This is a genomic window from Paraburkholderia sp. SARCC-3016 (assembly GCF_031119615.1).
GTDB lineage: Bacteria > Pseudomonadota > Gammaproteobacteria > Burkholderiales > Burkholderiaceae > Paraburkholderia.
The window spans coordinates 1-25648 of sequence record NZ_JAVHZD010000046.1; the positions used below are offsets into that span (position 1 = coordinate 1).

Consider the following 25648-nt stretch of genomic DNA (forward strand, 5'->3'; position numbering starts at 1 on the left):
GGCCAAGCGGTCTTAGGAAGACAAAACATTCTACCAACTCCTTGGCTCACAGAACGACATGGCTACGATCCGACTGGAATCATGTATCGCTTGGACGGCGCACTGACTCCGATGGCGTGCCATCGTCACACTGGGCGTTTTGTTGTGAAGGCCGGCGTGAGCCGCGAAACCGACCACGCGTTCAATCAGGCGAAGTTCACTCCGAAGGGCGTCGAGTGGATAGCCGGCGAATGGGGAAAGTACATCGTCGATCTGAATCAGCGGGCGTCGCAGTCCAACTGCGCTCGCACGCTTTCGCATGCACATCATTAGCCGTTTTAGGCTTTTCATAGCCATGTCTAAAAATCGCCTCCGCATGACCGAGGAAGAGCTCGCAGCGCTTCACGCGAAGCGAGGATCTCGCGCGCCGGCGGCGGTTTCAGTGCCAGCGAAGCAGACCCTGCAGGAAACGCATCAGGCCAAGGGCCGCTTGAAAGACGGCGAGATGACGAAATTGGAGCGCGAGTATGCCGCCTACCTCGATCAACAGAAACTCGCAGGCGCGATCAAATGGTGGGCGTTCGAACGCATCAAGATCAAGATCGCCAAGAACACTCACATCACGCTCGATTTCTTCGTGATGACAGACCTGGACGAATTGCAGGCGCGTGACACCAAGGCGAATCGAAAAGCCGTCACCGATGACGCGCTCGCAAAGACGAAAGTCGCGGCCGAACTATGCCCGTGGCCCTTCTTCTATGTCTACCCGCGCGATGACGGTGGTTGGGACATGGAGCGGATTGGTCGATGAGCGCACCAGCGCGCACGTTCGGAGGCATAGCCCGCAAAGGCTCTGAAATCAAGACTGCGAAGCTTCGCGAAGTCGACGTCGTTGAGATCAAGCGCCAGCTCTCCCTCGCACCCGTCGATGACGGCACTGCGGCGCGTCTCGCGCGCGCATTCAATGTCAGCGAATCCACGATCGCCAGCATCAAAGCCGGCCGCACATGGGGCTGGCTGGAAGTCCGCAAGCCCATTGATCTGCGGCAAACCGATATGTTTTCAGAACAAGGACAAGAAGAATGAAGCGCGATGCGATATCTCTTTCGCTCAACCTCGGCACGGAGCAACTCGTCGATAATTTTGCCGGTGGTGGTGGAGCATCCACCGGCATCGAAATGGCATTTGGCCGCCCGGTCGATGTCGCGATCAACCATGACGGCGAAGCGCTCGCGATGCACGCCGCAAACCATCCGACGACCCGCCACTATCGCGAGGATGTGTTCGACATACACCCGGGGCTCGTGACCGGCGAGCAGCCGATCGGCCTCGCATGGTTCAGCCCGGACTGCAAACATCATTCGAAAGCCAAGGGCGGCAAACCACGCGAACAGAAGATCCGCGGCCTCGCTTGGGTAACGCTCAAATGGGCCACTTTCCAAGCGCCACGGTGCATTGCGCTCGAAAATGTCGAAGAGTTCCAGGATTGGGGCCCTCTCGACGACGAAGGCCGACCGATCAAATCGGAGAAGGGACGGACATTCCGTGCATTCATTGACGCGCTGACGACCGGGCTCGCGGTTGACCACCCGGACGCGCAGGAGATCTACGAGACGCTCGGTGCCGATTTCCCAATGGAGCGACTGTACGCTGGCCTTGGATACAAGGCTGAATATCGCGTCCTGCGCGCGTGCGACTACGACACACCGACCATTCGCAAGCGTCTCTACGTGTTCGCGCGGCGCGACGGGTTGCCGATTGTTTGGCCGGCCCCGACGCATGGCGATCCGAAGAGTGAGACAGTTCGCAGCGGCCGGCTGTTGCCGTGGCGCACCGCCGCCGAGTGCATTGATTGGTCAATTCCCTGCCCTTCGATTTTCGAGCGGGCGCGGCCACTGAAGGATGCCACGCTTCGGCGCATTGCGAAGGGCATCATGAAATTTGTGGTCAACAGCGACGCGCCGTTCATCGTGAAGTTTCAGGAGAACAGCACCGGTCAGGTGGCGGACCAACCGCTGCACACGGTAATGGCCGGCGCGCCGCGGTTCGGCATTGTCGAGCCGTTCCTTGTCTCTGTCGCTCACAGCACTACCACCGGCCGTGGGCCCAACGTTTGGAGCACCGACGAGCCCGTGCGCACGGTCACGAGCTCGAACGACAAGTACGTCGTCGCGCCGACGCTCATGCACGTCACGCACCAGGGCGTCGAGCGCAACGCGGCCCTTGATGTGCCGCTTGCAACCGTGACCGGTGCGCACCGCGGCGACCAGGCCATCATTGCTGCACATATCACGAAGATGCGCACCGGCAGCACGGGCAGCGATCTGGGTCAGCCGCTGCATACCGTTACAGCCGGCGGCGAACAGGCGCGGCCCGGTACCGGCAACGCGATGGGAATCGTCAGCGCCACGCTGATCCAAACCGGCTACGGCGAGCGCGAAGGACAAGAGCCGCGCGTGCCCGGTCTCGACAAGCCACTCGGCACGGCGGTCGCAGGCGGCGTCAAGCACGCCGTCGTCACGGCTTTTCTCGCGCAACACAACAAGGAGCGGTCTGGCGTGAAAGCCGGCCGTGCCGCCGATGTGCCACTCAGCACCGTCACGACCAGCGGCACTCAGCAGCAACTAGTGACGGCGCTGCTAGCGAAGCATTACGGCGGCCACGAGACACCGGGCTCGTCAATGTCCGCGCCGATCAGCACTGTGGCCACGCAGGATCATCACCACCTCGTTACCGCGCAGCTGGTCGGGTGCGGCGGTCGCGCCGGTCAATCTCGTCCTCGTGATGTTTCCGAGCCTGCCGCAACGGTCACGGCAAAAGCTGATACGACCGTCGTGACATCGCACTTGCTCAAGCTGCGGAACAACCAGTTCGGCCAAGACGTGCGCGATCCGATTCCGACGCTGACAGCCGGTGGCGGCCATGTTGGCGAAGTACGCGCGCTGCTGCAGAAGTACCACGGCGCCGACGCGCTTGGCATCGTGACGATCAACGGCGAGCAGTTCGCGATCGTCGACATCGGCATGCGCATGTTGACGCCGCGCGAACTCGCGAGGGCCCAAGGCTTTCCGGACTCGTATGTGCTCAATCCTATTCACAACGGCAAGCCGCTTTCCAAGTCGGCACAGGTTCGCATGATTGGTAACAGCGTCTGCCCGCCGGTCGCGGCTGCGATCATTCGAGCGAACTTCACTCACGAGCAGCAGATGGCAGGGGTCGCAGCATGACCGGTACCGTCGTGAGTCTCTTCGATGTCACCGGCAACATGGTGCGGCCGTGGGCCGACGCTGGATACGACTGCTTTTGCTACGACATCCAACACACGCGTGCGCGCCGCGAGGGTCGAATAACCTTTGTGCCGTTTGACCTCTTGCACTCCGCGCCGGCGGCCATCGGCGACGAAGTTGCGGTGTTCGCCTTCCCGCCCTGCACGCACCTCGCCGTGAGCGGCGCGCGCTGGTTCAAGGGAAAGGGGCTGCGCGCCCTCGCCGACTCGATCCATATGTTCGCGACAGCAGCGGAATTTTGCGAAGCCACCGGCGCGCCATATTTCATCGAGAACCCGATTTCGACGATTTCCAGCTATTGGCGCAAGCCTGACCACGCGTTTCACCCATACGACTTCACGGGCTTCGAACCGGGCGACAACTACACGAAGAAGACTTGCCTCTGGACCGGCGGTGGCTTCGTGATGCCTGCCCCACGCCGCGCAGACGGCGTCGGTGAGCCCGACAACCGTATCCATGCGGCGCCACCATCAGACGATCGGGCCGACTTCCGCAGCGCAACTCCGATGGGATTCGCGCGCGCCGTGTTTGAGACGAACGCGCCGCATTTGCGCGGCACGCCTGGTCAGCAAATTGCAGGAGCAGCAGCGTGAGCGAATACCTCGACTTCCTGAAGCGCAAGATCAAGATGGCCACGTTCAATGGCTTTCGCGTCGAGCTCGCTGCATTGCATGAATGCCTATACCCGCACCAAGGTGACATCGTGCGATGGGCCGTTTTGGGCGGCAACCGCGCCATCTTCGCCAAGTTCGGCCTTGGAAAATCCGTCATGCAATGCGAGTGGCTGCGCCAGATCATTGCAGCGGCAGGCGGCGACGGCCTGATCGTGTGCCCACTGGGCGTACGCCAGGAACTGATGCGCGACGCGCGCATGCTCGGCATCGAGCTACGCTTCATCCGCAGCGCCGATGAGATCACTGCCGACCACCACTTCTACCTGACGAACTACGAGACGGTCCGCGACGGCAAGCTCGACCCAAAGCGCTTCACCGCGGTCAGCCTCGACGAGGCGAGCGTGCTGCGCAGCTTCGGCAGCAAGACATATCAGGAATTTTTGCCATTGTTCGACGGTGTGCGGTTCAAGTTGGTCAACACGGCGACGCCGAGCCCGAACCGCTTCAAGGAACTGATCCATTACGCCGCGTTCCTCGGCGTGATGGACAGTGGGCAGGCCTTGACGCGCTTCTTCCAGCGCGACAGCGAAAAGGCCGGCAACCTGACGCTCTACCCGCACAAGGAAGAGGAGTTCTGGTTGTGGGTATCCAGTTGGGCAATTTTCATCCAATTCCCGAGCGACCTTGGCTACAGCGACGACGGTTACGACCTCCCCGAGCTGGATGTGCAGTATCACGAGGTGCCGACCGACTATGCGCAAGCGGGAGCCGATCGCGACGGCCAGACCCTCATGTTTCAAGACCCGGCGCTCGGTTTGAGCGCGGCGGCTGCAGAGAAGCGTGACAGCATGCCGGCGCGCATCGCGAAGGTGTGCGAGATCGTCGACGCGGCTCCGGACGATCACTTCGTGATCTGGCATGACCTCGAGGCGGAGCGCCACGCGATCCAGAGTTCACTGCCGGATGCCGTCAGTGTGTGGGGATCGCAAGACCTTGAAGAGCGCGAGCAGCGGATCGTCGACTTCGGCCGCGGCGCTTACCGCCTCCTCTCGACGAAGCCGGTTATCGCAGGGAGTGGCTGCAACTTCCAGCGTCACTGCCACCGCGAAATCTTCGCCGGCATCGGATTCAAGTTCAACGACTTCATCCAGGCAGTCCATCGGGTGCAGCGTTTTCAGCAACCCCACCGCGTCCGCATCGACATCGTGTATAGCGAAGCCGAGCGCGAGGTCCTACGCACACTCCAGCAGAAGTGGGTTCAGCACGACCAGATGGTACAAAAAATGACCGAAATCATCCGCAAATACGGCCTCAATCAACTAGCGATGCAGGAAACGCTCGCGCGATCGATCGGCATTGAGCGCATCGCCGTGTCCAGCGATCGATTCAGCGTCGCGAATAACGACTGCGTCGAGGAAGCAAAGCTCCTGCCGGACAATCACGTCGACCTGATCGTCACGTCGATACCGTTCGCGAACCACTACGAGTACTCGCCCAGCTACAACGATTTCGGTCACACCGAGGACAACAAGCACTTCTGGGAGCAGATGGATTTTCTCACCCCGCAGCTGCTGCGCATCCTGAAGCCCGGCCGGATCTACGCGTGCCACGTCAAGGACCGGATCATGTTTGGCAACGTGACGGGTGCAGGTCTGCCGACGGTCAGCCCGTTCCATGCCGAAGCGCTGTTCCATGGTCTGAAGCACGGCTTCGACTACTGCGGCATGATCACAGTGAACACCGACGTCGTGCGCGAGAACAATCAGACGTACCGCCTTTCGTACACCGAGATGTGCAAAGACGGTTCGAAGATGGGCGTCGGCTCGCCGGAGTACATTCTTTTGTTCCACAAGCCGCAGTCGGACAGATCGAGGGGTTATGCCGACGTACCGGTCCGGAAGAGCAAGGACGACTACAGCCTTGCCCGTTGGCAAATCGACGCCCACGCGTTCTGGCGATCGAGCGGCAATCGGCTAGTCACCGCAGACGAACTCGCCGCGCTGGGACCGGACAATCTGACCAGCCTGTTCACGAAGTTCAGCCTCGAGAACATCTACGATTACGAGTTCCACGTGCAGATCGGCGAGGAGCTGCAGGCTGACGGCCGGTTGCCAACCAAATTCATGAGCCTGTCGCCGGGATCTCATCACCCTGACATCTGGCACGACGTCACACGGATGTTGACTCTCAACGGCGATCAGGCGAAGCGCAACGTCGAGAAGCATGTCTGCCCGCTGCAGTTCGACATCGTCGATCGACTGATTGAGCGCTACAGCAATCCGGACGAGCTGGTCTACGACCCGTTCTGTGGGCTCGGCACCGTGCCCTATCGGGCGATCCTCAAGGGGCGCCGCGGCGGGGGTTCAGAGTTGAATGCGGCCTACTTCATGGATCAGGTTCACTACCTTAAGGCTGCCGAGCGCGAATTCTCCATGCCGAGCTTGTTTGACTTCGAAAATACCGAGGCAGCGGCATGAGCATCCAGTTAGATTTTCTGGCTGCGGGCGCGCAACGACTGCAGATGACCGAGTCGATCGAATTGACGATCCAGTCGATGCAAGCGTACGGGCCGGCGCATGAACACTGGGGCATCGCGTGGTCGGGCGGCAAGGACAGCACCGCGACGCTCACGATCCTGTGCTGGTTACTCGACGCTGGCAAGATCGCTCGGCCAAAGACGCTGACCGTGTTCTATGCCGACACGCGGCAAGAACTTTCGCCGCTCGCCATCTCGGCGGAGCGGATCATGGATGAGCTGCGCGAGCGCGGCATCGCGGTCGAGATTGTGCGCGCGCCGCTCGACAAGCGTTTCATGGTCTACATTCTAGGCCGCGGCGTGCCGCCGCCGAACAACAACACTCTTCGCTGGTGCACGCGGCAGATCAAGATCGACCCAATGGAAGAAGCGCTGCGTCAGCGCCTCGACGGAGTCGAAGGCGGCATCCTGATGATCACGGGCGTTCGCCAAGGAGAGAGCGCGATCCGCGACCGCCGTATTGAGATGAGCTGCGGCAAAGACGGAGCCGAGTGTGGTCAGGGATGGTATCAACAGGTTCTTCCGAACGCACGCGGGCTACGCGGCCGCATCGCGACATTAGCGCCCCTCCTTCACTGGCGTGTCTGCCACGTCTGGGAATGGCTTCGTCATTGGGCACCGGAGGAGCAGTTTGGCGACTGGTCCACGGCGGCCATTGCGGACGCGTACGGAGGCGACGAGGCCGAAGAACTGAACGCGCGCACCGGCTGCATTGGCTGCCCGCTCGCCCAAGAAGAGAAGGCGCTCGAAACTGTGCTGCGCAACCCGCAGTGGGCGTATCTCACGCCGCTTCGAGGCATCAAGCCGCTGTGGCGCGAACTGCGCGAACCACACTACCGCTTGCGCAAGCCCGGACTCGAAGTACTGAAAGACGGATCGTTCGCGAAAAATCCCCAGCGGCTCGGACCACTGACGTTCTCGGCGCGCCTGATGGGCCTCGAACGGATCTTGTCGATTCAGGGTGAGTGCAACCGCGCCGCACGCGATTCGGGGCGCCCGCTTATCAATCTGATCGACGGCGAGGAAGAGGCGAGGATTCGCGCCCTAATCGCCGCTGAGACGTGGCCCGACGGATGGGAAGGTGACGAGCCGACCGGTGACGTGGTGCTGGATGTGGTCTATGCAAACGGAGCAGTCCAGCCCCAGCTTTTCAGTGCTGACGAACTGTAAGTCGATCATGCGTGAAATCAAAGACATCATCGAGCGGCACCGACTGCCCCTGAACGACGAAAAAGTCACTCAGGCTGCGATCGCTAACGCGCTCGGCCTCGCTGGCATGAAGTTCGAGCGCGAAGTGCGACTGTCCGATGAGGACATCGTTGACTTCATGATCGGCCGCGTTGCCGTTGAGGTGAAAATCAAAGGCGCAAAGGCGGCGATCTATCGACAGCTCGAACGGTATGCCGAACATGAGCGCGTCGCATCGATTCTGCTCGTCACGTCGCGATCGATGCATCTGCCGGCGCTGATCAACGGAAAGCCGACGCTGGTGGCATCGTTGTCGCGGGGATGGTTATGAAACGCACCTACGGCACCCTCGCACTCAACGCTGACCGCACGAAGTGGCAGTTCACCAAGGTCGAGCCGCACGTCGCGATCAAATTGAAGCACGTCTTTCCGTCGATTCCCAAGACCGAGGCGACGCTATTTCAGGTCAAGAACACCCAGATCATCTGCGCGGATATCGACTGGTTCACCAGCCGGTATGCGATGCAGATCTCCGATTACGACCGGATCGCCCTGACGTCAGGCCGAATGGCTTTCGACGAAGCGCAGGCCGAACTCGGGCGCATCTTCGCGCCCGACTACAGGCCAGCGCCGGACGCGGGATGGCGCAAGGGAAAAGCGCCGCGGAATTACCAGTCCCTATTTGCGGACCTCGCGCACGCGCGAAAAAGCGTGCTCAACGGGGACGACGTGGGCCTCGGCAAGACGATCCAGTGCATATCCGTGTGCCTCAAGCCAGGTACGCTTCCGGCCGCAGTAGTCGTTAAAACACACCTGCAGCAACAGTGGGCCGAGAAATACCTCGAGTTCACATCGCTGCGCACACACAAGGTCAAGACGCGAAAGGCGTACTCGCTGCCGCCGGCCGACGTCTACCTGTTCCGGTACACGCAGTTATCCGGGTGGGTCGACTTCTTCGCAACGGGCTTCTTCAAGTCGGTGGGCTACGACGAGATCCAGGAATTGCGCACCGGCGCCGCCAGCGAAAAAGGCCGCGCGGCGTATGTGCTCACCGACAACACCGAATATCACACTGGGTATTCTGCGACGCCCATTTACGGCTACGGCGCCGAAATCTTCAACATCATGCGCGCGATCGATCCCTCGGTGCTGGGCGATCCCGAGGACTTTTACCGCGAGTGGTGCGACGGCGACAAGGTGAAGAATCCCGATGCGCTCGGCACGTATCTGCGCGAGCAGAACGTCTTTCTGCGGCGCACGAAAAAGGACGTCGGCATGGAGATGCCGCCGGTCAACACGATCATTGAAACGGTCGAGTCCGACAGCAAGGAATCGGACAAGGTCTTCGAACTGGCGCGCAAACTGGCGTTGCGCACGATCACCGGCTCCTTCATGGAGCGCGGTACCGCCGCGCGCGAGCTCGACCTCATGGTCCGGCAGGCCACCGGCGTTGGCAAGGCAAAGCCCGTCGCGGCGTATGTGCGGATCCTGCTCGAGAACAACATCCCTGTCCTGCTCTGTGGCTGGCACCGTGCCGTCTACGATATTTGGCTCGCAGAACTGGCCGAATTCAGTCCGGTGATGTACACGGGCTCGGAAAGTACGGCGCAAAAGGCCGAGTCAAAGCGCAAGTTCCAGTCTGGCGAATCGAACCTGATGATCATCTCGCATTTGTCCGGCGATGGCTTGGACGGAATGCAGCACCGATGTTCGACGATCGTATTCGGCGAACTTAGTTGGAGCAGCGGCCGGCACTATCAGTTGATTGGCCGACTTGACCGCGACGGCCAGAAAGAATCCGTCACAGCGATTTACCTCGTCAGCGAAGACGGTTCCGATCCGCCCATGATGGACATCATTGGCCTGAAGACGTCGCAATCGTCAGGCATTGTCGACCCGGGTGTGGCCGTCAAGAACTCGTATTCGGACGCGACCCGCCTCAAATTACTCGCACAGCAGTATCTCACCAAGACAGAGATCGCAGCAGCAACAGCCACCGCACCTTCGGATGGCCCAGAAATCTGTCTGCCCGAGGAAACTCCGGTTGAGACCGTCACCGAATGGCCTGTGGATGAACGGCCTGTGGATGCAGTGTCGGCACCGACAACAGCAGCGACAGCACCGTCGTTGGTGCAGCAACCGGAGTTGTTTTAATCCGACGAGTTTCTTTTCGGCTACGAGTAGCCGTATATGCATATTTGAATTACTATACGGCTACAAGATTCCCGGAGCAAAGATGTCCAAGCCAATGACCGCAGCGGAAAAGCGATACGTCGATTCGTGCGTACGTGCGGGCTGCGTTCTATGCCGCTATCTCCGGTTGGGCGAAACACCGTGTCTCTGGCATCACCAGCGCACCGGGCAGGGAAAGATGCGGGCGAAACACACCCATGGATGCGGGCTGTGTGATTTGCATCACCAGTTCAGTGGAGTCGGCGTGCACGACATGGGGCGGCCGCAATTTTTTGAACTCTACGGAATTTCCGAGGTAGGGCTAATCAATCTCACACGGCGCGAATTCGCACATCTGTTACCGGCCGGCGACCGCGACCCGATCGAATTGCCCGACTGGATCGGCGATGAGGACACTTTGGAGGCCGCGTCATGAGCAACCTGGACGCCATAGCGCTTTTCTCCCGATCGCCATCGCGCCCCCGCCGGCGGCTCGCCGACGACGCCGAGACCGAAAAGCTCATGCGCGAGCGCCTGATTGTTGCGCGCAACCTGAATTCGCTCGACCAGAAGGAAGCGGCCGCGAAGCTTGGGTACAAGAATTCCAGCCAACTATCCAAGGTCGAGAACGGCGAGGCGCCGCTGCCTAAATCGCTCCTGCGCAAAGCGTCGCTCGCATACGGCGTTTCCGCCGATTGGCTGCTGGGCCTGTCGAACGAGCCCGAGCGCGACCCGCACATAGCGGGCGAAATGGCGGTCATGCGTTCCGTGAACGCCGCCGTGATCGAGCATACGCAGAACGTCACCGCCGTCATGCTGCGCATCGCCGGCGATCAATTACCGCTAGAGGCGCATCTTCGCACTCTCCTCGATTCCGCCCGCCGCGCTACCGAATCCTTCGAGAAAGTCTGTCGCATGAATTCGACTTTCAACGACGACATCCGCGGCGGCGCGTCGCTGCAGCGCGACATCGATGATCTGCTTGAGGCAACGGTCAGCGTCGATCAGTTCCTGTCGCGCCGCGCCAACCTCACCGAAATTCGTAAGCCGGAAGCGACGATGCCGCTTTTCGACGATCAACACGACTGAAAAACGGGAGTTTCCCATGATCGAAGCCGCAGTGGAGAAAGCGATCTCTCACCAGTTTGGCGTCAATGAAGATTTCGTGAATCTCGACAAGACGCTCGCGGAATTCGACGCGGACAGTCTGGACCTGGTCGAGCTCGTGATGGGCATCGAAGATGAACTCGGCATCGAGATCTCTGACGATTCCATCGACGCGCTCGGCGGCGACGCGCTGAAAGTCACCGACCGGCAACTCGTTGACGTCGCCGCGAAGCTCAAAGGCTGAGCAATGCCGCCGGTAAGAATCTGCGACGCGACTGTTCTGCGCGTCCTCGTCGAGCATGGCCCGTTGACCGCAGCCGAAATACGAAGCAAGGGCGCCCTCGAAGAGTGGACCGTCAAAGCTGGCATTCGGTGGCTGCGAAAGGCGAAGCGGGTCTATGTCATGGCCTTCAAGGAAACCGAGGGACAGGGCCGCGAACGGCCGATCTATGCCGTCGGCAACCTGCCAGATGCGGTGTTCGTCCGCAGATCTGGCAGCGAGTACTCCGCTCGCTACGCGGCCCGTCACAAAATCGAGATTCGGATGCGCGACCGACGGCGCCGCAACGGCTGGAATAAGCCGCTTGCGGGCCCCGCGCCGTGAGGAATAAGCCGTGCACTTCATCCCGCTGATCTTCGAAAACGACCATGTGTTCACACCATCCAGGGCTCGCGGCCTCGCCCAGGACTGGTGGTGCTGCACGCGCTGCGGAATCATTCGCCGGAGCGACGGGCAGAACAAGCCATGTCCCGGCCGCGTGCGGGTCACGTTGCATCGCTAAAAGGAACCGTAATGGAACAGGACACCTTCCCCATTCACCCGAGCGATCGTACGGACCTGCCGTTCGCGCCGCCTTCGATTCCGTTCTGGATCGTCGAGCAGCACGAGGCGCAGGCGCAGCGCAATCACTACCAGTCGGTGCAGCGCCTCAAGGAGCGCAAAGGCTGCTCTTGGCGGGAACTGCTCGCGATCCTGACGGACCGCCGCTTTCAGGACGTGCCTGAGATGTCCAACAGCGCTGCGATGGTCGAAGTCGTATCGATCGTTGCTAAAGCGGATCCGGAGTGGATGGAGAAATGGCGCGCCGTGTGCGCCGAGCGCGCGTCGAAAATGAACCGTGCGTCCGCGCATTCGCAAACGTAATCCCCGAGTCATCCTGCCAAACAAGGAACCGTCATGGCGTCAGCCATTAAAAACTGCCGTATCGCCATCCATTTCGAATCCGAAAGCGGGTATGCCTCGCAGCAGACGTACGCTGGTGAAGGCCATGCCGACATGCTGGCAGCGTTCCGCGAGCTCGGCCGCATCCTCTGCATCGCCGGCAAAGGCGTCGAAGTGCTGGAAGCGGCCGCAGAGGTAAAAGCCGCCGTGCAGCGCGACATCGGGGACGCGAAGGCTCAAGACGAGAGCGCAACATGACGACACGCCGATACGAAAGTGGCCGGCTGGTCAGCGAAAAGCCGGCGCCGACCACGAAACCCGTTTGGGGCAAGAAGGATGGCGAGTCGCTCGGCGCGATGCCCGTCCAGGCTGCTGAGAAGCCAGCCATACACGAAGCGCCCGCAGCCCTTACGGTACGCAATCCCGCCGATTCCGCGCTCGACGCCGCAGCGCAGGCCCTCGTTGACGCTCGCGCCGATGGATTAAAAGGCACGATTCCAACACTGGTTGCGCAGACGCCGAAAGTGGCGCGTCGCCCGCCACCCGCTCAACAAGCGCAGGCAACGGTTCCCTCGCCTTCGACGCCAGCGAGCCCGCCGCCCGTTGTGACTGCCGTCGACGAACCTATTCTCGACACCTCCGACATGCGCAAATTCCTGCTTCAGCAGATGGTGCGCGCGTCGAAGGGCGAAATCACAAGCGAGACCGTGAAGAACATCACGACGCTGTCGCAGCAGGTCTACAACGCGACGAGCCTCGAGCTCAAGGCCGCCGCAATCCTGAAGAACCCAGACAGATCGATTGGGTCCCTCAAACTGGTGAGTCCGCGGGACGACGCGAAGCCATGACGGACCTAAGCAAGCTCAGCCGCCAGGCCCTCTCCGCGGCCATGCGCGGCGGTACCGAAGGATGGGGCATACACGGCTCATCCAGGGACCACGTCCGTTACAGCGAGCCGCTAGAGCGCCGACGCGGCAGGCGAAAGCGTTGCCATTGCGGATGTGAAAATCCTGTCACACACCGCGGCATGGCGAATGGCATTTGCCTGACTCAAGCCTGCGAACTCGGCATTGCGCGCTGGGTGAAGACGGGCCAAGTTAGACCGATACGGCCAGAGAATGTCGGCAAGTGACGATTGGTCGCCGCTGATGCCGGTCGACACCTACCCGAGCGTCCACGTCTTTCAGCGTCTTCCGCTCGATATGCAGGACGCCACCCGGCTTGTGCTAATGCGTGGCTGCCTTCACTGCCGCATCGCAAGCCGGCGCACGGCGCGCTACTACGCCACGGCCGTGCTCGAGCGCTATGTCCGTCGCCTGCACATCACCGAGACCGATCCGGCTCGCTGGCGCGCGTGGGTGAACCGGCACCTCATGGGCGTAGCACGGCAGCGCGCATGGTGGTCGCCTCGATGGGAACTCACCTGCATGAGAGACCTGTATTGGCTGGTGGGCGAGTTCAGCGTGCTCATCGATGGCGTGCGGCACGACGTATATCAGCCGGAGCACATGGAGAGCGTCCGCGCCCTCGCGCGCACGGCGAGGAAATACACGGGTGAATTGCCGCGACTACCGCTGCGCGGATCGAAACGCGCTCGAATGGCTATCAAACGCGACTCAAATTAGCCGCGTTGCGAGACCCTTCTTTCATCGACGCGTCGGGCGCATAAGTGGAATACACTCACTGAGGCGATCTTCAAGAAAGGAGCCTCAGATGGACCTTCCGCAAGCCGATGGCGCCGACGCTACGCCCGCAATCGTCGCCGCGCTCAGTGTTCTGTTCCGCACTCACCCGAATCCTCAGGCGTTGCTGCACGAGTGGGAGAAGATCGCCGCGCACATGCCCCTCATGATGCTCAAGAACGGCGCGGTCGACGTCGCGAGCAATGCGAACGTGGTCATCGCTCAAGGGCTGCTGCACATCGCACGCGAGGCCGCGGATGACGAAAAAAACTGATGCACCGTCAGGCAGCCGTAGCGTGAAGCTTCACCCCCAGCGCCGCCAATAGCTTGAAGACCGTTTCGGCTTTCGGCTTCGTGTCGCCCGAGAGGGTTTTGTACAGGCTTTCGCGGCCGACGCCCGCATCCGCCGCTACCTTGCTCATGCCGCGCGCCTTCGCCACGTCACCGATCGCGGCCATCAACACATTGACATCGCCCTCTTCGAGCGCTGCATTGATGTATGCCGCGATCATTTCCTCGCTATCAAGGTGTTCCGCCACGTCGAAACGTGATACTGCAATCTTGCCCATAGCTCGCTCCTTCTTTAAGCGATCGTTCTGTACCACACCGGCCCGGACTATTGCCGGATCTGCTTCCACATCTTGACGGCGCGCTTGATATCCGCCTTCTGTGTGGACTTGTCGCCACCACACAGCAACAGATACACGACGCGCCCCTCGCGCGCGTAATAGACGCGATAGCCGGGCCCTACGTCGATCCGCATCTCTGATACTCCTTCTTCGAGCGGCTTACTGTCGCCGAAATTCCCCAACTCGGCACGCCTGACCCGAACGAAGACGGCCGCACGCGCTTTGAGGTCGGACAGGCTGTCTACCCATTCGTCGAATTCGGCGGTGCTGTTGATCGTGTTCATCGGCTTGTGTTCGCTTCGTCGTTTGGCTGACCGTTGAACAAGTGTATCCCATAGGATACGATAAGGCAAGCATGTGCACGAACATGTTCAGCTTCGGAAAATAGCGGCATGAACATGTACACCGCCGCGCGAACATGTTCGCATGAGCATCCACGATTCCGCCCCAAACAACGACGAGCCGAGCGGCCAAGGCGACGGCAAAGGAACGCGCTACTCGCCCGATCTTTGGGAGGTAATCCGAAGAGCGTGGGCCGGTCACCCGACGATGAGTTACGCCGCGGCGGTCAAGATCGTCGGCGAGCGTCTCGGTATTCCTGTCCCCTCGAAAGGTGCATGCGCAACGTACGCGAAGCGGAACGGCTGGGTGAAGGATGGTGCGCAGCGCGCCGATGCCGATACAGCCGAACCTGAAACACCGGTCGTTGAATCACCGGTACCGGAGCGCGCCATGGCTCAGCTCCCTCCTTTCGACGGCAGTGGGCGCCAGTCGCCGGCCGACGATGCGAGCGAGGTCGTCCAAGATGCGGCGGATGGTCTCAATCCGAGGCAACGCCGGTTCGCCGACTTCTATCTGATCAGCCTGAACGCGACGGATGCTTACAAAAAAGCTGGGTATAGCGGCACAGGAAACTCCGCCGAAGCGGCGGCGTCGCAGCTATTAAGAAATTTAAAGGTGCAGGCATATATCGCCGCTCGGCAGGCGGTCGTGCAAGAAAAGCTCGAAATCACGCAGGAGATGGTGCTGAAGCGCTGGTGGGCCATCGCCACCGCCGATCCGAACGAACTCGTCGAATACCGTCGCGACAACTGCCGGCACTGTTGGGGAGCCGCGTACGGCTACCAATGGATTGACGAAGAAGAATACATGGCTGCCGTGGTGCGGCACCGACGCGACGAAGACAAGGCTAGGGATGCGGGCGAGAAGTTCCATCGCGAGCCGCCCGACGGCTCGGGCGGCTTCGGCTTTATGAAGAGCCGCGCGCCGAATCCCGACTGCCCGAAGTGCCACGGTGACGGCCATGGCTACGTGCACATCCACGACACGCGCCGGGCGTCCGCCGTCGCTCGCCTGCTCTACGCCGGCGTGAAGGAAGGCAAAGAGGGAATCGAGCTCAAGACGCACGACCAGATGAAGGCGCTGGACAGCGTCGCGCGGCACCTCGGTATGTTCAAGGAGAAGGTCGAAATCGATGTGTCGGTTGCATCAACGGCCGAACTCGAAGCCACCTACGACCGGGAAATGGAACTGGCCCGGGCTCGCGCATTGGAGTTCAAGGGGCGCGGGGACCGGCTGAAGGTGGTCGGCGGCGGTGAGTAATGGCCATCCTGTCGGAAGACCCGCGGTATCCCGCCTTTGTCGATCGCTACTCCGGAGACTTGACCCGCTTCGTCATTGAAGTTCTGGGGTCGAGCCCGAGCCATCAGCAAATCGAGATGTACGACAGCGTGTCGCCGTTCGGCTCGCGCACGTCGATCTCGTCCGGTCACGGTACCGGCAAAACATATGGCTTCGGTGCGATCTGCGCGTGGCACCTGCTCTGCTTCGTCGGCTCGAACACATACCTGCACGCTCCGAAGCTCAAGACGCTGCAGGAAGGTGTATGGCAGGAGCTATCGAAGATCAAGACGGCGCTGAGCAAAGGGCCCTTCAAGTGGCTGGCGCAGCACTTCATCGTCGAGGCCGAGCGCGTGTATGTGCGCAAGGCAAAGATGGAATGGTTCATCACCACGCGCGTCGCCAAGCAAGGCAATCCGGAGGCTCTGGCCGGCACGCACAACCGGTTCCTGCTGTGGGTGGTCGACGAGGCATCTGGCGTGCCGGACGAGAACTTCGGGACGATCGGCGGCGCACTGACCGACGAGCGCAACCGCATGGTCATCGCGTCTCAGCCGACGCGTACGGCCGGCTTCTTCCGAGAGACGCAAACGACCCTTTCCACGGAGCAAGGTGGCCCGTGGAACGCGATGACGTTCAACAGCGAGGAATCACCCCTCGTCTCGGACACGTTCATCCTGAACAAGCTGCTCGAGTACGGCGGCCGCGACAGCCCCGAGTATCAAATCAAGGTGATGGGTCTGTTCCCGGAATACAGCGACAAGTATTTGCTGAGCCGTTCCCAGATCGAGCGCCGCATCGGTGTGGCGCCCGTCATCGCGAATACCGAGCCGTACGGAAATTTGCTCGTCATCGACGTTGCCGCGGGCGTCTATCGCGACAAGACGGTTTGCACTCACATGCGAGTGTCGGGAAGCGGCGACCGGCTGGACGCGCAGCCGCGGCGCATCGACGTGCTCGACATTCCCGTGTTCGACAATACGCTCGATTGGGATGAGATCGCAGGCCGCGTGCGCGACATCGCGTTGCACATCTCCAACGTGACGGTGCTCGTCGACGTCGGCGGCCAGGGTGTGCAGTTCGCGAAAAAGCTTCGCAAGCTCAATGTACCGAACGTGATCGACGTGAACTGGGGCAAGCGGTGTTTCCTGACCCGCAACAAGGAGCGCTTCATCAACCTGCGGGCTCAGTGTTCAGTGCACGCGGCCGAGGCCGTGAAAGATGGCCGTATCACGTTCATCGACAAATACAAGAAACACCTCGTCGACCAAGGCTCGCGCATCCCCTTCTTCTTCGGCGACAAGGGCGAGTGGCACATTATGTCCAAGCAGGACATGCTGAAGGACGAAAACATCCCCTCCCCTGACCTTTGGGACACGATCTGTATGGCGTTCCTCGAAGACGCGCACTACATCATGGATGAAGCGTCTGGACTGACCCTAGCCGACGACCGCGTGAAATCCGCCCGCGCCGACGCAGAAGACGAATTCGCGGACGCATAGGTGTCTTGCAAAAGTAACCACACCTCACTAGCATCGCGTCATCGTGCCTAACGGGGATATGCATTTCGACTGCGGATACACCGACGGAATCGACGACGCGCCCTAGCCGCTCGAATACCCAACGACGCCAAACCATCAACACTGCTGAGCCAACGATGTCCGAAGAACCAATGAAGATTGACCTCGACCTCCGAAATCTCTTGAGCGCACGCACGATTATCGCTGCCACTGAGACTGATGACGAAATCGGCTGCGTGCTGCGATTACATCTGCAAGTTGAACAGTTGCTTGTTGTTTTTCTTTCCATGAAGCTTAAAGCGCCTGTCACCGAATACGTGCAAGAGCCGAGGGAGTTTTCCCGTAAGCTGGCCTTTGCGGTGGCGTTCGGCTTTCCGCTGCCTTTTGCGGCAGTAGCAAAGCAGGTCAATAAGATTCGCAACGAACTAGCACATAGAGACGGAACGTCTCTCGATGAACGCCAAGTCAAACTACTGGGACAGCTGGTCGACAAGCTTTCGTCGATGGACTCGAAATTCGAGCCGATGGCAAAGCGCCGCATGGAGTTGACCGAGAAAGCACCTGGCGAAGTGATCTCTTTCGGCACAGGAAATTTGCGCGCGGACTTCGTGCTCTCGGTCCTCGCATTTCTGACAGCGGCGGTGCCGCATGTCATTCGGCACACTGCCCAAGAGCAGAAGGCTAACGAACCATCGTACGCGCCTCGGTATCCGGCGCAGCGCTAATCGCTCAACGACCCTTCAGACCATCGTAAAGCTGCCTCAAGAGTCGCTCTGGTTAGGCGCGCCGCGGTTCATGTGCGTGTAACGGTGGATTAAATGACAGGCGCCGTGAGAGCAATCATGATCGGCTTGCAGAAGTCACCACATATGGCTAGCATGGTCCGCTTCGTTCTCTTGTGGGAATAACGCCATGAAGCCCGAAATGTACGACATCATTGACAAACTCGTCGAACTTGACGCCGAGTATCGGCAAGCCCAGCGGGACAAATATCCTGACGGAGTTACCTTCCCAGGTAAGTCCGGCAACGAAATGATGAAGGATTTGCTCAGCAGAGAGAAGCCGGCCATCCTCGAAGCATTAGACGAGCTTGCGAAGGACGAAATCATCACCGTGATGGCGCTTGCATGGTGGGGCCGCGGCGACGGCGTGGCCGAGCCTGGCGCTACATTCAGCGCTGTACGCGCGCATGCTGAAAGTATCTATGGCGAGGGCTCGGTGTCGTATGTGTTCGGGATGCCATTGTCGAAATATTTGCCGGCGGCACTGGAGCGCGGCCACATTGATTGATCGCTGCCCGCGCTCCAGCATCTTCCCGCACGGCCGCTATGCTGCGGTGTCGGGCACTTGATCGCCGAACTTCCAGTCCACGGCCGCGCGCATCGCTGCAACTAGCGCCTTTGGGCCCCAGAACGCCCTCTCCTTATCCGGCTGTACGTATGCCGTCCACGTCCCAGCCGGTTCGTCTGCCGCCGAGTCAGGTTCGAAAAAGACACTGATCTTCAAGGCGTCGATGACGGGACCGCCCTGATCCCAGGCCGTCGAAGGAGCGTAGCGCGCGCGAACGTCAATATCGAACGCGCGGTCGATATATGTCGTGCCGCGCGGATCGAACGTCAACCTCTCCAAGCCCATCGCACGGCCAACCCAATAGTCCAGAAGTGGTCCTTCCAGGTCTGCAACAAGCATTCTGCCTCCTATCGTTTAATTGGCCTTTGAACCGGAATACCGCCCATCGCGCCAAGGCGCACCTTCTCATTGCCGATGCAGTCGAGCACCTTTTGCACGAACACGCGAGCTTGATCGTGCTGCTTCTCTCCGAGCGCGTAATGGGCCGAGTGCGCTGCTGCGTGGCAAATTCTGTGGACTTCACGCGCACGATGAACCTCGAGAATGAGGCGCCGCACGTCGATGTTCCTGTGCTCCCGCCATAGCTCTCGCAGTTCCCTGTCCATCACGATAGGAAAGTCGTCGGGCGTCATTGCTCGTCACCGTACCTGTATGGATGTACAGTATATAGCCAAGCTCGGCCAGTCCGAAAGCTTGCGAATATCGGGCATGATCACTGCGGAAGCATGGTCGGGAGGGTCTTGTGATGGCGAGCCGCTGGAGTTCCGCATCGCGTGGCAGAAGACCAACGGTGAAGGGGGCGCCGGGCGCTATGCCGTCCGCAATAGAGCCACAGCTTGCCACCTTGGTCGACCGGCCGCCGGCGCGCGGTCAATGGTCGTACGAGATCAAGTTCGATGGCTACCGCGTCATGGTCCGCAAGACCGGCGACGTCGTTCAGCTTCTCACCCGCAACGGTCACGATTGGTCCGATCGCATGCCTAAGCTACGCGATGCGCTCATGGCGTTACCATCGGATACCTGGCTCGACGGTGAGGCGGTTGTGCTCGACACGGACGGCCGTCCCAACTTCAACGCCCTGCAGAACGCCTTCGACCGTCGCAGCACCGCTAACATCGTCCTGTTTGTGTTCGATCTGATATGGATGGGCGATACGGATCTTAGAGATCAGCCACTGCAGGAGCGGCGCCGGTTGCTCAGAGAACTGATGGAATCGGTCGAGAGTCCGCTAGTGCGGTTTTCGGAAGACTTCGCACAGGATCCGCATTCGCTTATCGCATCAGCGTGCAAGATGAGACTCGAGGGGATCATCGGCAAGCGCGCAGACTCGCCATATCGATCTGGCCGCTCGAATGACTGGATCAAGCTCAAGTGCAATCTTCGGCAAGAATTCGTGGTGGGCGGCATCACCCGCGACAGGGGCTCGAAATCGAGCGTTATTTCGTTGCTGCTCGGCGTGCATGAACCGGACGGCTCGCTGCACTATGAGGGCAGTGTCAGGCCATACTTGACAGGCAAGCGGGAAAAGGAATTTCAGGCACGCGTGGCCACGCTCGCCCAGACCGATTCGCCCTTCTCAAATCCACCTAAGCGCGAAGCTGATCGCGACATCGTCTGGCTAATGCCAGAGGTTGTGGTCGAAGTAACGTTTCTGGAGCGAACGCCGGGCGGCGAACTTCGCAGCACCTCTTTTCATGCCTTCCGGGAAGATAAGCCCGCTAGCGCGGTGACGAGAGAACCGGTGGTACAGATGGGCAAGTCCGACAGCGTCGACGTGGATTCCAGTCGCTCCGCCACGCGACGCGGATCGCCCGTGTTGAGCGGAGTGAAAATCTCGCACCCTGATCGAATAGTGGACCCGTCGACTGGCCGCACGAAGCTGGACATAGTTCGATACTACGAAGCGATCGCCGAATGGGCATTGCCGCATCTACATGAACGGCCGCTAGCGCTTGTCCGCGCACCGGACGGCATCGCGGGTGAGTTGTTCTTCCAGAAGCACTCCGAGCGTGCGCGTATCCCCGGCATCCGCCAGCTACCGCCCGAACTGAATCCGCGGCACCCTCCGCTGCTTGTGGCCAACACGGTAGAGGCACTCGTCGGCCTCGCGCAGATGGGCGTCGTCGAACTGCACACCTGGAACGCCGCCGCGCCTGATCTCGAACATCCCGATCGGATCATCTTTGACCTCGACCCGGACCCGGCACTGCCATGGTCCTCTATGCTTGAGGCGGCGTCGCTGTTGCGCGTCGTGCTCGAGGAGCTCGGTCTGCGGTCGTTCCCGAAGACGAGCGGCGGCAAGGGCTTTCATGTCGTCGTGCCGCTCACGCGCCGACATTCCTGGGACGACGCCAAGGCGTTCGCACAGGCGGTCGCGCAACACATGGCGCGCGTCGTTCCCGACCGTTTCTCAGCGGTTCTGGGTCCCAAAAACCGGGTGAGAAAGATTTTCATCGATTACCTGCGTAACGGTCGGGGCGCGAGCACCGTTGCGCCATTTTCGGTGCGTGCCCGACCGGGACTCGGCGTATCGATGCCGGTCTCTTGGGTGGAATTGGCCGACGTAAAGAGAGGCGATCAGTGGTCCATGGGTGCCGCCATCGCTCATCAACAGAGGCGCCCCGACCCGTGGGAGGATTACTGGCGCACGAGGCAGGCAATAACCGCTGCCATGCGCCGCTCCGTGGGAATGAGGCGTTAGCGACTCTCCGTGCCTTTCAGTTCTCCGTGCCTGTGGGCGTGGGTCGCCTCATGTTTCAATTCGAAGTGCGCGCCCTTTCCGCTGCGCGTTGGTGGGAAGTGCTCGCCTTCGACGCAAGTGACCTCGAAGGTGTCGCCGCCGTCTTCTTGCACCACCGCGTAGATACCTGAAATCTTGACGATCTCGCCGGGCTTGAATTGATCTGCCATTTCCGTCTCCTTGGGCCGTTCCTAGCCACTTACGCAGAGCAATCCCGGTGCCACCGCTGGGTGGTCGTTTATTATGACCGCCTTACAAAGGAGACACGTTTATGTGCACGAGCTACGAACCGACGCATCGCGACGAGCCGGACTCATTCGACATCTTTCCGCTCGCCGATTTCGACTATAAGCGTGAGATCTATAAGGACTACACTGCGCCCATCTTCCGCCGCGGCGCCGAGGGTTACAGCACGGATCCGGCCACGTTCGGCATCGTGCCGCGCAAGCACATTCCGCCGAACGTGAAGGTCTTTGACACGATGAACGCGAGAGCTGAGACGGTCGCCGAACGGCGAAGCTTCAGCGGGTCCTGGAACCGCCTGCGGCTCTGCCTCATCCCGTGCAAATCGTTCTTCGAACCGAACTATGAGACCGGCAAAGCGGTGCGCTGGAAGATCGGTATGGCCGATAGTTCACCATTCGCGATCGCCGGCTTGTGGCGCGCGTGGGATGAGCCAGAGGGGGAAGCGCTGTCCTTTACCATGCTGACCGTCAACTCCAACGAGCATCCGCTCATGAGGCGGTTTCACCGGCCGGGCGACGAGAAGCGATCGGTGGTCATCGTGCCGCGCGAGGGATACGCAGATTGGCTTGGATGCTCGAGCACTGACGAGGCCCGGTCGTTCCTCAACCTTTTCCCGGCCGACGACATGCGCGCCGAGGCATATCCATTGCCCCCGCGTCGGCCAGTAACCCGCGCGTCGGCGCCGAATCAGCCCGACCTACTCTGAATCATCGATCGACCCGCGCAGGTCGAAAAAATACGGAATTTTGAAGGTTAATAACCGTGGAGTCGAAAACGTTTCGGCTTGCTTGAGTTTTAATCTTTTGGAGGCCGGTAGCTTCCTGGACCCATAGGCCGTGAAAAAGGCGTCAATCGAGACCGTTATAAGTTCATGCAGCTTCTTTGATATCGCCCTGATCTCCGTGAAGGCAATATCTACGCCACTTTTCCAATCACCACCGCCGGCATTAGCAAAGAATGACATGTTGGCGATGTTGTCGGCGGTTTCATACAACAGGTCGCCGTCCCGCGATCCCATGATGAACTTGAAGGCCTCTTTCTGCACCCTCATTCCGTTGATAAGTGGCTCCCATACCCCCATCGTCGGATAGTGAAGGCTGTGTTTGTTCCTCGCGTCCGGAAGCCACTGGCATGCGCCGATTGATCGATGGAAGTCCTTCAACAGCGCCTCCCCCTCTCCTTCCTGCATGTGCGGAAAGCATTTGTCTTTCAGGAACCGGTTAATAATCTTTGAGCTCAGACTCGCTTTCGCCTCATACAGCTTGCCAACGAGTATGCGCTGTAGAAGCGTCGATTGGCTAACTGAGCCAGACCGCTCGATTCTGGTCTGTTGGTCATGAGGGTGCGTCGCGACCAACAGTTTCTCGAGCGTCACAATCTCATTGAATATGTGGCCCAAAAGCAGGATCGCGAACTGCGTTTCGTTGTCCAACTCTGCCCATGCATCCTTAGGCAAAGTCACCTTCGTGAGTTGTTCATTTTTCATGCAGGCATCCCTCAACGCAACAACTAGCGCGCTGTGTCACGCGATTGTTTTGAGATAGTTGACGAACGATGTGCATGCCAGCAGGAAAAACTTGGCGTCGTCGGAATTGAGGTTCTCTTCTTCCATCAAGGCGTGCCGGATACCGTTGGCATCGCTGGTATAACCGTACAGTGCCGTATAGCCCCGCTTCAGTGCGCCGTGGAGCTTTCCCTCTTTCTCCAGCGCCGCCAAGGCATCACCGAGTTCCGCCTTGTCTTTGCCGCTGAGAACCTTCGCCACGGCTTCGACGGCTGAAATCGATTCTTTGATTGAGTTTCGGTAGTCGGGGTTTGTCCGGCTCGACAGGTGCGCGAGTGCCATTCCCAAATGCTCACTTGCATTGGAGAACTTTCCGCGATCAGACAGGGCCTCCTCAAGCGCCTGCACCTCCATCGGATCGGTTATGGGGACCAACTGGCGCCCGACCACGCGATACGCGGCCAATTCCGTCTTCAGCACGTCGTTCACCGCATCAGCCAATGCTTCAGTATCCTTAATCTGGCCAATAAAGAAGTCCAGGAAATCATAGACTTCGAACCATTTCATCGCGAAATACTGCTCTCGGACGAAGGCCCATGCTTTGTCGTAGCCGACTTTCTCACCTCCGAAGCGCTGCAATGGCATCGCGTCGCGCGGCAGTTTCCAATAGTTCTCCCACAGAGGGTTCAGAAACGTTGAATGCAGGCCTTTTCTCCGACGCCATCCGTCAAACGCATTCCAAAGCGAATTCCGTAATGCAGGCGGCATTGCCGCGGGTCTGAGCGCCTCGGGCAGCGGCGTCACCCCAATTCTTTGACTAAATAGCACCTTCCCCTCCATCTGTGCGGCCGTCCCAGTCAGCCAAGGTCGCATTTTATCCGGTTCATCGAGTCCGCCCCCGGAGGTGAAAATTTAGCCTTGCGCGTCTATGCGTATATGGCTATTATAAGCTCATCTATGACACGGAGCACATCATGACGCTCGTTCACATCGCTTCAGGCATCACTCCGCAGCCGTCGCAGTCCTATGTCATCGATGACTTCGGTGATCTGTGCCAGCTTTGCACTCCGGCCGACGACGACCACACGGTCGCAGCATCGCGCTTCGCCGTAAGCGGCGGCACGATGCTGCACGCAATGCGTGACCTCGGCGAATAACCGTGGACGCCCTGCAGGAGCAGTTCGAAAGTTGGGCTCATGAAGAGGAAGGAGTGCCGCTCCCGCTCTTTGCGAAGCACCCTGTTCCTGAGCGGGCGACGTATTTGAACGCAATAGTCGACGGGATGTGGAGAGGCTTTAAGGGCTACTGCAACCTGATCGGCAATCACGAACGGAAACTCAGGTGAAACGAATCCTGACTGCCGCGCTTATCGCAGTCTCCGCAACCGTGGCGCATGCGGAAGCATTCAGCGGCGTCTCGCCGTGCCACGTGTGGACGGACGGCGTTGCCAGTGGGGAGCGCCCCTTCGAGATCGGATACGCGCAGGGCTTTGCTGATCTCTGGAGTGTGACGATGGATGGGATCGAGCGCCCGTTTCGGTACGGCGACCTTGTGGCGGCTATCGACCGCGAATGCTATCGCGACCCGACTCAAATGATCGCAATCGCTGCAGCGCGAGCCATGAAGACCTTTAAGCAATAACCCGGAGCCATCATGCAAAAGAAAACCGAATCGTTCCCCCTGTTGCGCGACGCGTACGCGATCATCGCGGGCATTCCTGAAAGCCGCTTCGATCTGTGCTTGTGGCGCAGCGGCGGTAATACGGCCAATGAGTGCGGCACGATCGCATGCGCCGGTGGCTGGCTCGCCATGCATCCGAAGTTCCACGCGCTCGGGCTTCAGGCTGGTGAGGATGGCATGCCGCGGACCAAAGGGGCGCGCAACTACGGCGCGCTGGCTGAGGTCTTGGGGATTGATCGCATGGACGCGCAGCAACTGTTTTGTTCGGCCACCTTTCATTCGTCGCTCAATCCTCCTAATGCGGACCTCCTGAGCGACAAAGAGCGCTGGCTCGCGCGCGTGCGCAACTTTTTGGCGAAACAACCGACACCGGTCGCGCAGTAACAACGCGATGTCGAAGCGCCAGGAAAGAGACGAAGCGCGAGCGGCAAATCGGCTCGCACGGATGAGCCGATACGGATCGCACCGCGTCAAGGTCGCGATCAAGCGTTTCGGCCGCATGGAGTGGAGCGCGCGGGCGGTTCTCGCTGCGTTGCGCTCGCTGACTCTCCATTGATGTTCAACCGCCGCGCTGCGGCAACCAGGAGACGCAGTCATGGACTATTTGATTGAGACGTTCGGCCTCAGCGCCG

General features: G+C 60.1%; 34 protein-coding genes. 27 read left to right on the forward strand and 7 right to left on the reverse strand.

Features of this window, described 5'->3' with window-relative positions; all coding sequences use genetic code 11:
- The 18 genes from QYH69_RS32125 to QYH69_RS32210 all read left to right on the forward strand — a co-directional run.
- Positions 1 to 312, forward strand: a 312-nt coding sequence (locus QYH69_RS32125; protein WP_308835701.1) for a phage antirepressor KilAC domain-containing protein, incomplete at its 5' end; no start/stop codon positions are given.
- Positions 313 to 355: 43 nt separating this feature from the next.
- Complete coding sequence (locus QYH69_RS32130) at positions 356 to 790, forward strand: hypothetical protein (RefSeq protein ID WP_308835702.1); 435 nt, start codon at positions 356 to 358, stop codon at positions 788 to 790.
- Positions 787 to 1065, forward strand: coding sequence for a hypothetical protein (locus QYH69_RS32135; RefSeq protein WP_308835703.1), 279 nt, complete (start codon positions 787 to 789; stop codon positions 1063 to 1065). Before QYH69_RS32130 ends, QYH69_RS32135 begins: the two co-directional genes overlap by 4 nt.
- Positions 1062 to 3206, forward strand: a complete 2145-nt coding sequence (locus QYH69_RS32140) for a DNA cytosine methyltransferase (protein ID WP_308835704.1) — start codon at positions 1062 to 1064, stop codon at positions 3204 to 3206. Before QYH69_RS32135 ends, QYH69_RS32140 begins: the two co-directional genes overlap by 4 nt.
- Entirely contained in the window at positions 3203 to 3859 is a 657-nt protein-coding gene (locus QYH69_RS32145) for a hypothetical protein (RefSeq protein ID WP_308835705.1), read from the forward strand. Before QYH69_RS32140 ends, QYH69_RS32145 begins: the two co-directional genes overlap by 4 nt.
- Entirely contained in the window at positions 3856 to 6357 is a 2502-nt protein-coding gene (locus QYH69_RS32150; RefSeq protein WP_308835706.1) for a DNA methyltransferase, read from the forward strand. Before QYH69_RS32145 ends, QYH69_RS32150 begins: the two co-directional genes overlap by 4 nt.
- Positions 6354 to 7586, forward strand: a complete 1233-nt coding sequence (locus QYH69_RS32155) for a phosphoadenosine phosphosulfate reductase family protein (RefSeq protein ID WP_308835707.1) — start codon at positions 6354 to 6356, stop codon at positions 7584 to 7586. The genes QYH69_RS32150 and QYH69_RS32155 overlap by 4 nt, the downstream gene beginning before the upstream one ends.
- A gap of 7 nt (positions 7587 to 7593) precedes the next feature.
- Positions 7594 to 7935: a hypothetical protein gene (locus QYH69_RS32160; RefSeq protein ID WP_308835708.1), complete on the forward strand. Its 342-nt coding sequence runs from the start codon at positions 7594 to 7596 to the stop codon at positions 7933 to 7935.
- Positions 7932 to 9758 carry an SNF2-related protein gene (locus tag QYH69_RS32165; protein WP_308835709.1) on the forward strand — a complete coding sequence of 609 codons (1827 nt, stop codon included), beginning with the start codon at positions 7932 to 7934 and terminating at the stop codon, positions 9756 to 9758. Before QYH69_RS32160 ends, QYH69_RS32165 begins: the two co-directional genes overlap by 4 nt.
- An 82-nt stretch (positions 9759 to 9840) precedes the next feature.
- On the forward strand, positions 9841 to 10212 hold the full coding sequence (locus QYH69_RS32170; RefSeq protein WP_308835710.1) for a Ref family recombination enhancement nuclease: 372 nt from the start codon (positions 9841 to 9843) through the stop codon (positions 10210 to 10212).
- Positions 10209 to 10865: a helix-turn-helix domain-containing protein gene (locus tag QYH69_RS32175; RefSeq protein WP_308835711.1), complete on the forward strand. Its 657-nt coding sequence runs from the start codon at positions 10209 to 10211 to the stop codon at positions 10863 to 10865. The genes QYH69_RS32170 and QYH69_RS32175 overlap by 4 nt, the downstream gene beginning before the upstream one ends.
- Before the next feature lie 16 nt (positions 10866 to 10881).
- Positions 10882 to 11127, forward strand: a complete 246-nt coding sequence (locus QYH69_RS32180) for an acyl carrier protein (protein WP_308835712.1) — start codon at positions 10882 to 10884, stop codon at positions 11125 to 11127.
- Between the two features lie 3 nt (positions 11128 to 11130).
- Positions 11131 to 11487, forward strand: coding sequence for a hypothetical protein (locus QYH69_RS32185; RefSeq protein ID WP_308835713.1), 357 nt, complete (start codon positions 11131 to 11133; stop codon positions 11485 to 11487).
- A 189-nt stretch (positions 11488 to 11676) separates the two neighbouring features.
- Complete coding sequence (locus QYH69_RS32190) at positions 11677 to 12027, forward strand: hypothetical protein (protein WP_308835714.1); 351 nt, start codon at positions 11677 to 11679, stop codon at positions 12025 to 12027.
- Positions 12028 to 12060: 33 nt separating this feature from the next.
- Positions 12061 to 12303 carry a hypothetical protein gene (locus QYH69_RS32195; protein WP_308835715.1) on the forward strand — a complete coding sequence of 81 codons (243 nt, stop codon included), beginning with the start codon at positions 12061 to 12063 and terminating at the stop codon, positions 12301 to 12303.
- On the forward strand, positions 12300 to 12893 hold the full coding sequence (locus QYH69_RS32200; RefSeq protein WP_308835716.1) for a hypothetical protein: 594 nt from the start codon (positions 12300 to 12302) through the stop codon (positions 12891 to 12893). Before QYH69_RS32195 ends, QYH69_RS32200 begins: the two co-directional genes overlap by 4 nt.
- 270 nt (positions 12894 to 13163) lie before the next feature.
- Positions 13164 to 13670, forward strand: coding sequence for a hypothetical protein (locus QYH69_RS32205; protein WP_308835717.1), 507 nt, complete (start codon positions 13164 to 13166; stop codon positions 13668 to 13670).
- An 88-nt stretch (positions 13671 to 13758) separates the two neighbouring features.
- Complete coding sequence (locus QYH69_RS32210) at positions 13759 to 14001, forward strand: hypothetical protein (protein WP_308835718.1); 243 nt, start codon at positions 13759 to 13761, stop codon at positions 13999 to 14001.
- Positions 14002 to 14008: 7 nt separating this feature from the next.
- On the opposite strand, the gene QYH69_RS32215 is transcribed toward QYH69_RS32210, so the two are convergent.
- Together QYH69_RS32215 and QYH69_RS32220 are read right to left on the reverse strand one after the other, a co-directional pair.
- Positions 14009 to 14296 (reverse strand): addiction module antidote protein, encoded by a 288-nt coding sequence (locus QYH69_RS32215; RefSeq protein WP_308835719.1) that lies wholly within the window; start codon positions 14294 to 14296, stop codon positions 14009 to 14011.
- Between the two features lie 47 nt (positions 14297 to 14343).
- On the reverse strand, positions 14344 to 14640 hold the full coding sequence (locus tag QYH69_RS32220; protein WP_308835720.1) for a type II toxin-antitoxin system RelE/ParE family toxin: 297 nt from the start codon (positions 14638 to 14640) through the stop codon (positions 14344 to 14346).
- Between the two features lie 142 nt (positions 14641 to 14782).
- On the opposite strand from QYH69_RS32220, the gene QYH69_RS32225 reads away from it, so the two are divergent.
- The 4 genes from QYH69_RS32225 to QYH69_RS32240 all read left to right on the forward strand — a co-directional run bounded on the left by QYH69_RS32225 (position 14783) and on the right by QYH69_RS32240 (position 18786).
- Positions 14783 to 15958: a terminase small subunit gene (locus tag QYH69_RS32225; RefSeq protein WP_308835721.1), complete on the forward strand. Its 1176-nt coding sequence runs from the start codon at positions 14783 to 14785 to the stop codon at positions 15956 to 15958.
- Positions 15958 to 17478, forward strand: a complete 1521-nt coding sequence (locus QYH69_RS32230; RefSeq protein WP_308835722.1) for a hypothetical protein — start codon at positions 15958 to 15960, stop codon at positions 17476 to 17478. The genes QYH69_RS32225 and QYH69_RS32230 overlap by 1 nt, the downstream gene beginning before the upstream one ends.
- A 170-nt stretch (positions 17479 to 17648) precedes the next feature.
- The gene (locus tag QYH69_RS32235; protein ID WP_308835723.1) at positions 17649 to 18221 is read left to right on the forward strand and encodes a hypothetical protein; all 573 of its coding nucleotides are present in this window, start codon (positions 17649 to 17651) and stop codon (positions 18219 to 18221) included.
- Between the two features lie 187 nt (positions 18222 to 18408).
- A complete protein-coding gene (locus tag QYH69_RS32240) occupies positions 18409 to 18786 on the forward strand; it encodes a DUF3775 domain-containing protein (RefSeq protein ID WP_308835724.1) in 378 nt (125 codons plus the stop codon).
- A 36-nt stretch (positions 18787 to 18822) separates the two neighbouring features.
- On the opposite strand, the gene QYH69_RS32245 is transcribed toward QYH69_RS32240, so the two are convergent.
- Positions 18823 to 19185 (reverse strand): phage protein NinX family protein, encoded by a 363-nt coding sequence (locus tag QYH69_RS32245; protein WP_308835725.1) that lies wholly within the window; start codon positions 19183 to 19185, stop codon positions 18823 to 18825.
- Positions 19186 to 19193: 8 nt separating this feature from the next.
- Positions 19194 to 19478 (reverse strand): hypothetical protein, encoded by a 285-nt coding sequence (locus QYH69_RS32250; RefSeq protein ID WP_308835726.1) that lies wholly within the window; start codon positions 19476 to 19478, stop codon positions 19194 to 19196.
- A gap of 179 nt (positions 19479 to 19657) precedes the next feature.
- Here QYH69_RS32250 and ligD point away from each other — a divergent pair, with 179 nt between their 5' ends.
- Entirely contained in the window at positions 19658 to 21547 is a 1890-nt protein-coding gene (ligD, locus tag QYH69_RS32255) for a DNA ligase D (RefSeq protein ID WP_374992547.1), read from the forward strand.
- Here ligD and QYH69_RS32260 read toward each other — a convergent pair.
- A complete protein-coding gene (locus QYH69_RS32260; protein ID WP_308835728.1) occupies positions 21544 to 21756 on the reverse strand; it encodes a hypothetical protein in 213 nt (70 codons plus the stop codon). The two genes, ligD and QYH69_RS32260, sit on opposite strands and share 4 nt — an antisense overlap.
- Positions 21757 to 21857: 101 nt before the next feature.
- On the opposite strand from QYH69_RS32260, the gene QYH69_RS32265 reads away from it, so the two are divergent.
- Positions 21858 to 22538, forward strand: a complete 681-nt coding sequence (locus QYH69_RS32265; RefSeq protein WP_308835729.1) for an SOS response-associated peptidase family protein — start codon at positions 21858 to 21860, stop codon at positions 22536 to 22538.
- On the opposite strand, the gene QYH69_RS32270 is transcribed toward QYH69_RS32265, so the two are convergent.
- Together QYH69_RS32270 and QYH69_RS32275 are read right to left on the reverse strand one after the other, a co-directional pair.
- Positions 22530 to 23318 carry a hypothetical protein gene (locus tag QYH69_RS32270; protein WP_308835730.1) on the reverse strand — a complete coding sequence of 263 codons (789 nt, stop codon included), beginning with the start codon at positions 23316 to 23318 and terminating at the stop codon, positions 22530 to 22532. The two genes, QYH69_RS32265 and QYH69_RS32270, sit on opposite strands and share 9 nt — an antisense overlap.
- A gap of 36 nt (positions 23319 to 23354) precedes the next feature.
- Complete coding sequence (locus QYH69_RS32275; protein ID WP_308835731.1) at positions 23355 to 24176, reverse strand: AbiJ-NTD4 domain-containing protein; 822 nt, start codon at positions 24174 to 24176, stop codon at positions 23355 to 23357.
- Positions 24177 to 24310: 134 nt separating this feature from the next.
- Between QYH69_RS32275 and QYH69_RS32280 the strand changes: the two genes are divergently transcribed.
- From QYH69_RS32280 to QYH69_RS32290, 3 genes are all read left to right on the forward strand, one after another.
- The gene (locus QYH69_RS32280; protein ID WP_308835732.1) at positions 24311 to 24493 is read left to right on the forward strand and encodes a hypothetical protein; all 183 of its coding nucleotides are present in this window, start codon (positions 24311 to 24313) and stop codon (positions 24491 to 24493) included.
- Between the two features lie 184 nt (positions 24494 to 24677).
- Positions 24678 to 24977: a hypothetical protein gene (locus QYH69_RS32285; RefSeq protein WP_308835733.1), complete on the forward strand. Its 300-nt coding sequence runs from the start codon at positions 24678 to 24680 to the stop codon at positions 24975 to 24977.
- Positions 24978 to 24989: 12 nt separating this feature from the next.
- A complete protein-coding gene (locus QYH69_RS32290; RefSeq protein WP_308835734.1) occupies positions 24990 to 25400 on the forward strand; it encodes a hypothetical protein in 411 nt (136 codons plus the stop codon).
- Positions 25401 to 25648 lie beyond the last annotated feature (248 nt).

Bases quoted from the DNA above. Each gene is read 5' to 3' on its own strand.
- QYH69_RS32130 (WP_308835702.1), top strand. From the start codon at position 356: ATGACCGAGGAAGAGCTCGCAGCGCTTCACGCGAAGCGAGGATCTCGC.
- QYH69_RS32135 (WP_308835703.1), top strand. From the start codon at position 787: ATGAGCGCACCAGCGCGCACGTTCGGAGGCATAGCCCGCAAAGGCTCT.
- QYH69_RS32140 (WP_308835704.1), top strand. From the start codon at position 1,062: ATGAAGCGCGATGCGATATCTCTTTCGCTCAACCTCGGCACGGAGCAA.
- QYH69_RS32145 (WP_308835705.1), top strand. From the start codon at position 3,203: ATGACCGGTACCGTCGTGAGTCTCTTCGATGTCACCGGCAACATGGTG.
- QYH69_RS32155 (WP_308835707.1), top strand. From the start codon at position 6,354: ATGAGCATCCAGTTAGATTTTCTGGCTGCGGGCGCGCAACGACTGCAG.
- QYH69_RS32160 (WP_308835708.1), top strand. From the start codon at position 7,594: ATGCGTGAAATCAAAGACATCATCGAGCGGCACCGACTGCCCCTGAAC.
- QYH69_RS32165 (WP_308835709.1), top strand. From the start codon at position 7,932: ATGAAACGCACCTACGGCACCCTCGCACTCAACGCTGACCGCACGAAG.
- QYH69_RS32170 (WP_308835710.1), top strand. From the start codon at position 9,841: ATGTCCAAGCCAATGACCGCAGCGGAAAAGCGATACGTCGATTCGTGC.
- QYH69_RS32175 (WP_308835711.1), top strand. From the start codon at position 10,209: ATGAGCAACCTGGACGCCATAGCGCTTTTCTCCCGATCGCCATCGCGC.
- QYH69_RS32180 (WP_308835712.1), top strand. From the start codon at position 10,882: ATGATCGAAGCCGCAGTGGAGAAAGCGATCTCTCACCAGTTTGGCGTC.
- QYH69_RS32185 (WP_308835713.1), top strand. From the start codon at position 11,131: ATGCCGCCGGTAAGAATCTGCGACGCGACTGTTCTGCGCGTCCTCGTC.
- QYH69_RS32190 (WP_308835714.1), top strand. From the start codon at position 11,677: ATGGAACAGGACACCTTCCCCATTCACCCGAGCGATCGTACGGACCTG.
- QYH69_RS32195 (WP_308835715.1), top strand. From the start codon at position 12,061: ATGGCGTCAGCCATTAAAAACTGCCGTATCGCCATCCATTTCGAATCC.
- QYH69_RS32200 (WP_308835716.1), top strand. From the start codon at position 12,300: ATGACGACACGCCGATACGAAAGTGGCCGGCTGGTCAGCGAAAAGCCG.
- QYH69_RS32205 (WP_308835717.1), top strand. From the start codon at position 13,164: ATGTCGGCAAGTGACGATTGGTCGCCGCTGATGCCGGTCGACACCTAC.
- QYH69_RS32210 (WP_308835718.1), top strand. From the start codon at position 13,759: ATGGACCTTCCGCAAGCCGATGGCGCCGACGCTACGCCCGCAATCGTC.
- QYH69_RS32215 (WP_308835719.1), bottom strand. From the start codon at position 14,296: ATGGGCAAGATTGCAGTATCACGTTTCGACGTGGCGGAACACCTTGAT.
- QYH69_RS32220 (WP_308835720.1), bottom strand. From the start codon at position 14,640: ATGAACACGATCAACAGCACCGCCGAATTCGACGAATGGGTAGACAGC.
- QYH69_RS32225 (WP_308835721.1), top strand. From the start codon at position 14,783: ATGAGCATCCACGATTCCGCCCCAAACAACGACGAGCCGAGCGGCCAA.
- QYH69_RS32230 (WP_308835722.1), top strand. From the start codon at position 15,958: ATGGCCATCCTGTCGGAAGACCCGCGGTATCCCGCCTTTGTCGATCGC.
- QYH69_RS32235 (WP_308835723.1), top strand. From the start codon at position 17,649: ATGAAGATTGACCTCGACCTCCGAAATCTCTTGAGCGCACGCACGATT.
- QYH69_RS32240 (WP_308835724.1), top strand. From the start codon at position 18,409: ATGAAGCCCGAAATGTACGACATCATTGACAAACTCGTCGAACTTGAC.
- QYH69_RS32245 (WP_308835725.1), bottom strand. From the start codon at position 19,185: ATGCTTGTTGCAGACCTGGAAGGACCACTTCTGGACTATTGGGTTGGC.
- QYH69_RS32250 (WP_308835726.1), bottom strand. From the start codon at position 19,478: ATGACGCCCGACGACTTTCCTATCGTGATGGACAGGGAACTGCGAGAG.
- ligD (WP_374992547.1), top strand. From the start codon at position 19,658: ATGCCGTCCGCAATAGAGCCACAGCTTGCCACCTTGGTCGACCGGCCG.
- QYH69_RS32260 (WP_308835728.1), bottom strand. From the start codon at position 21,756: ATGGCAGATCAATTCAAGCCCGGCGAGATCGTCAAGATTTCAGGTATC.
- QYH69_RS32265 (WP_308835729.1), top strand. From the start codon at position 21,858: ATGTGCACGAGCTACGAACCGACGCATCGCGACGAGCCGGACTCATTC.
- QYH69_RS32270 (WP_308835730.1), bottom strand. From the start codon at position 23,318: ATGAAAAATGAACAACTCACGAAGGTGACTTTGCCTAAGGATGCATGG.
- QYH69_RS32275 (WP_308835731.1), bottom strand. From the start codon at position 24,176: ATGGAGGGGAAGGTGCTATTTAGTCAAAGAATTGGGGTGACGCCGCTG.
- QYH69_RS32280 (WP_308835732.1), top strand. From the start codon at position 24,311: ATGACGCTCGTTCACATCGCTTCAGGCATCACTCCGCAGCCGTCGCAG.
- QYH69_RS32290 (WP_308835734.1), top strand. From the start codon at position 24,990: ATGCAAAAGAAAACCGAATCGTTCCCCCTGTTGCGCGACGCGTACGCG.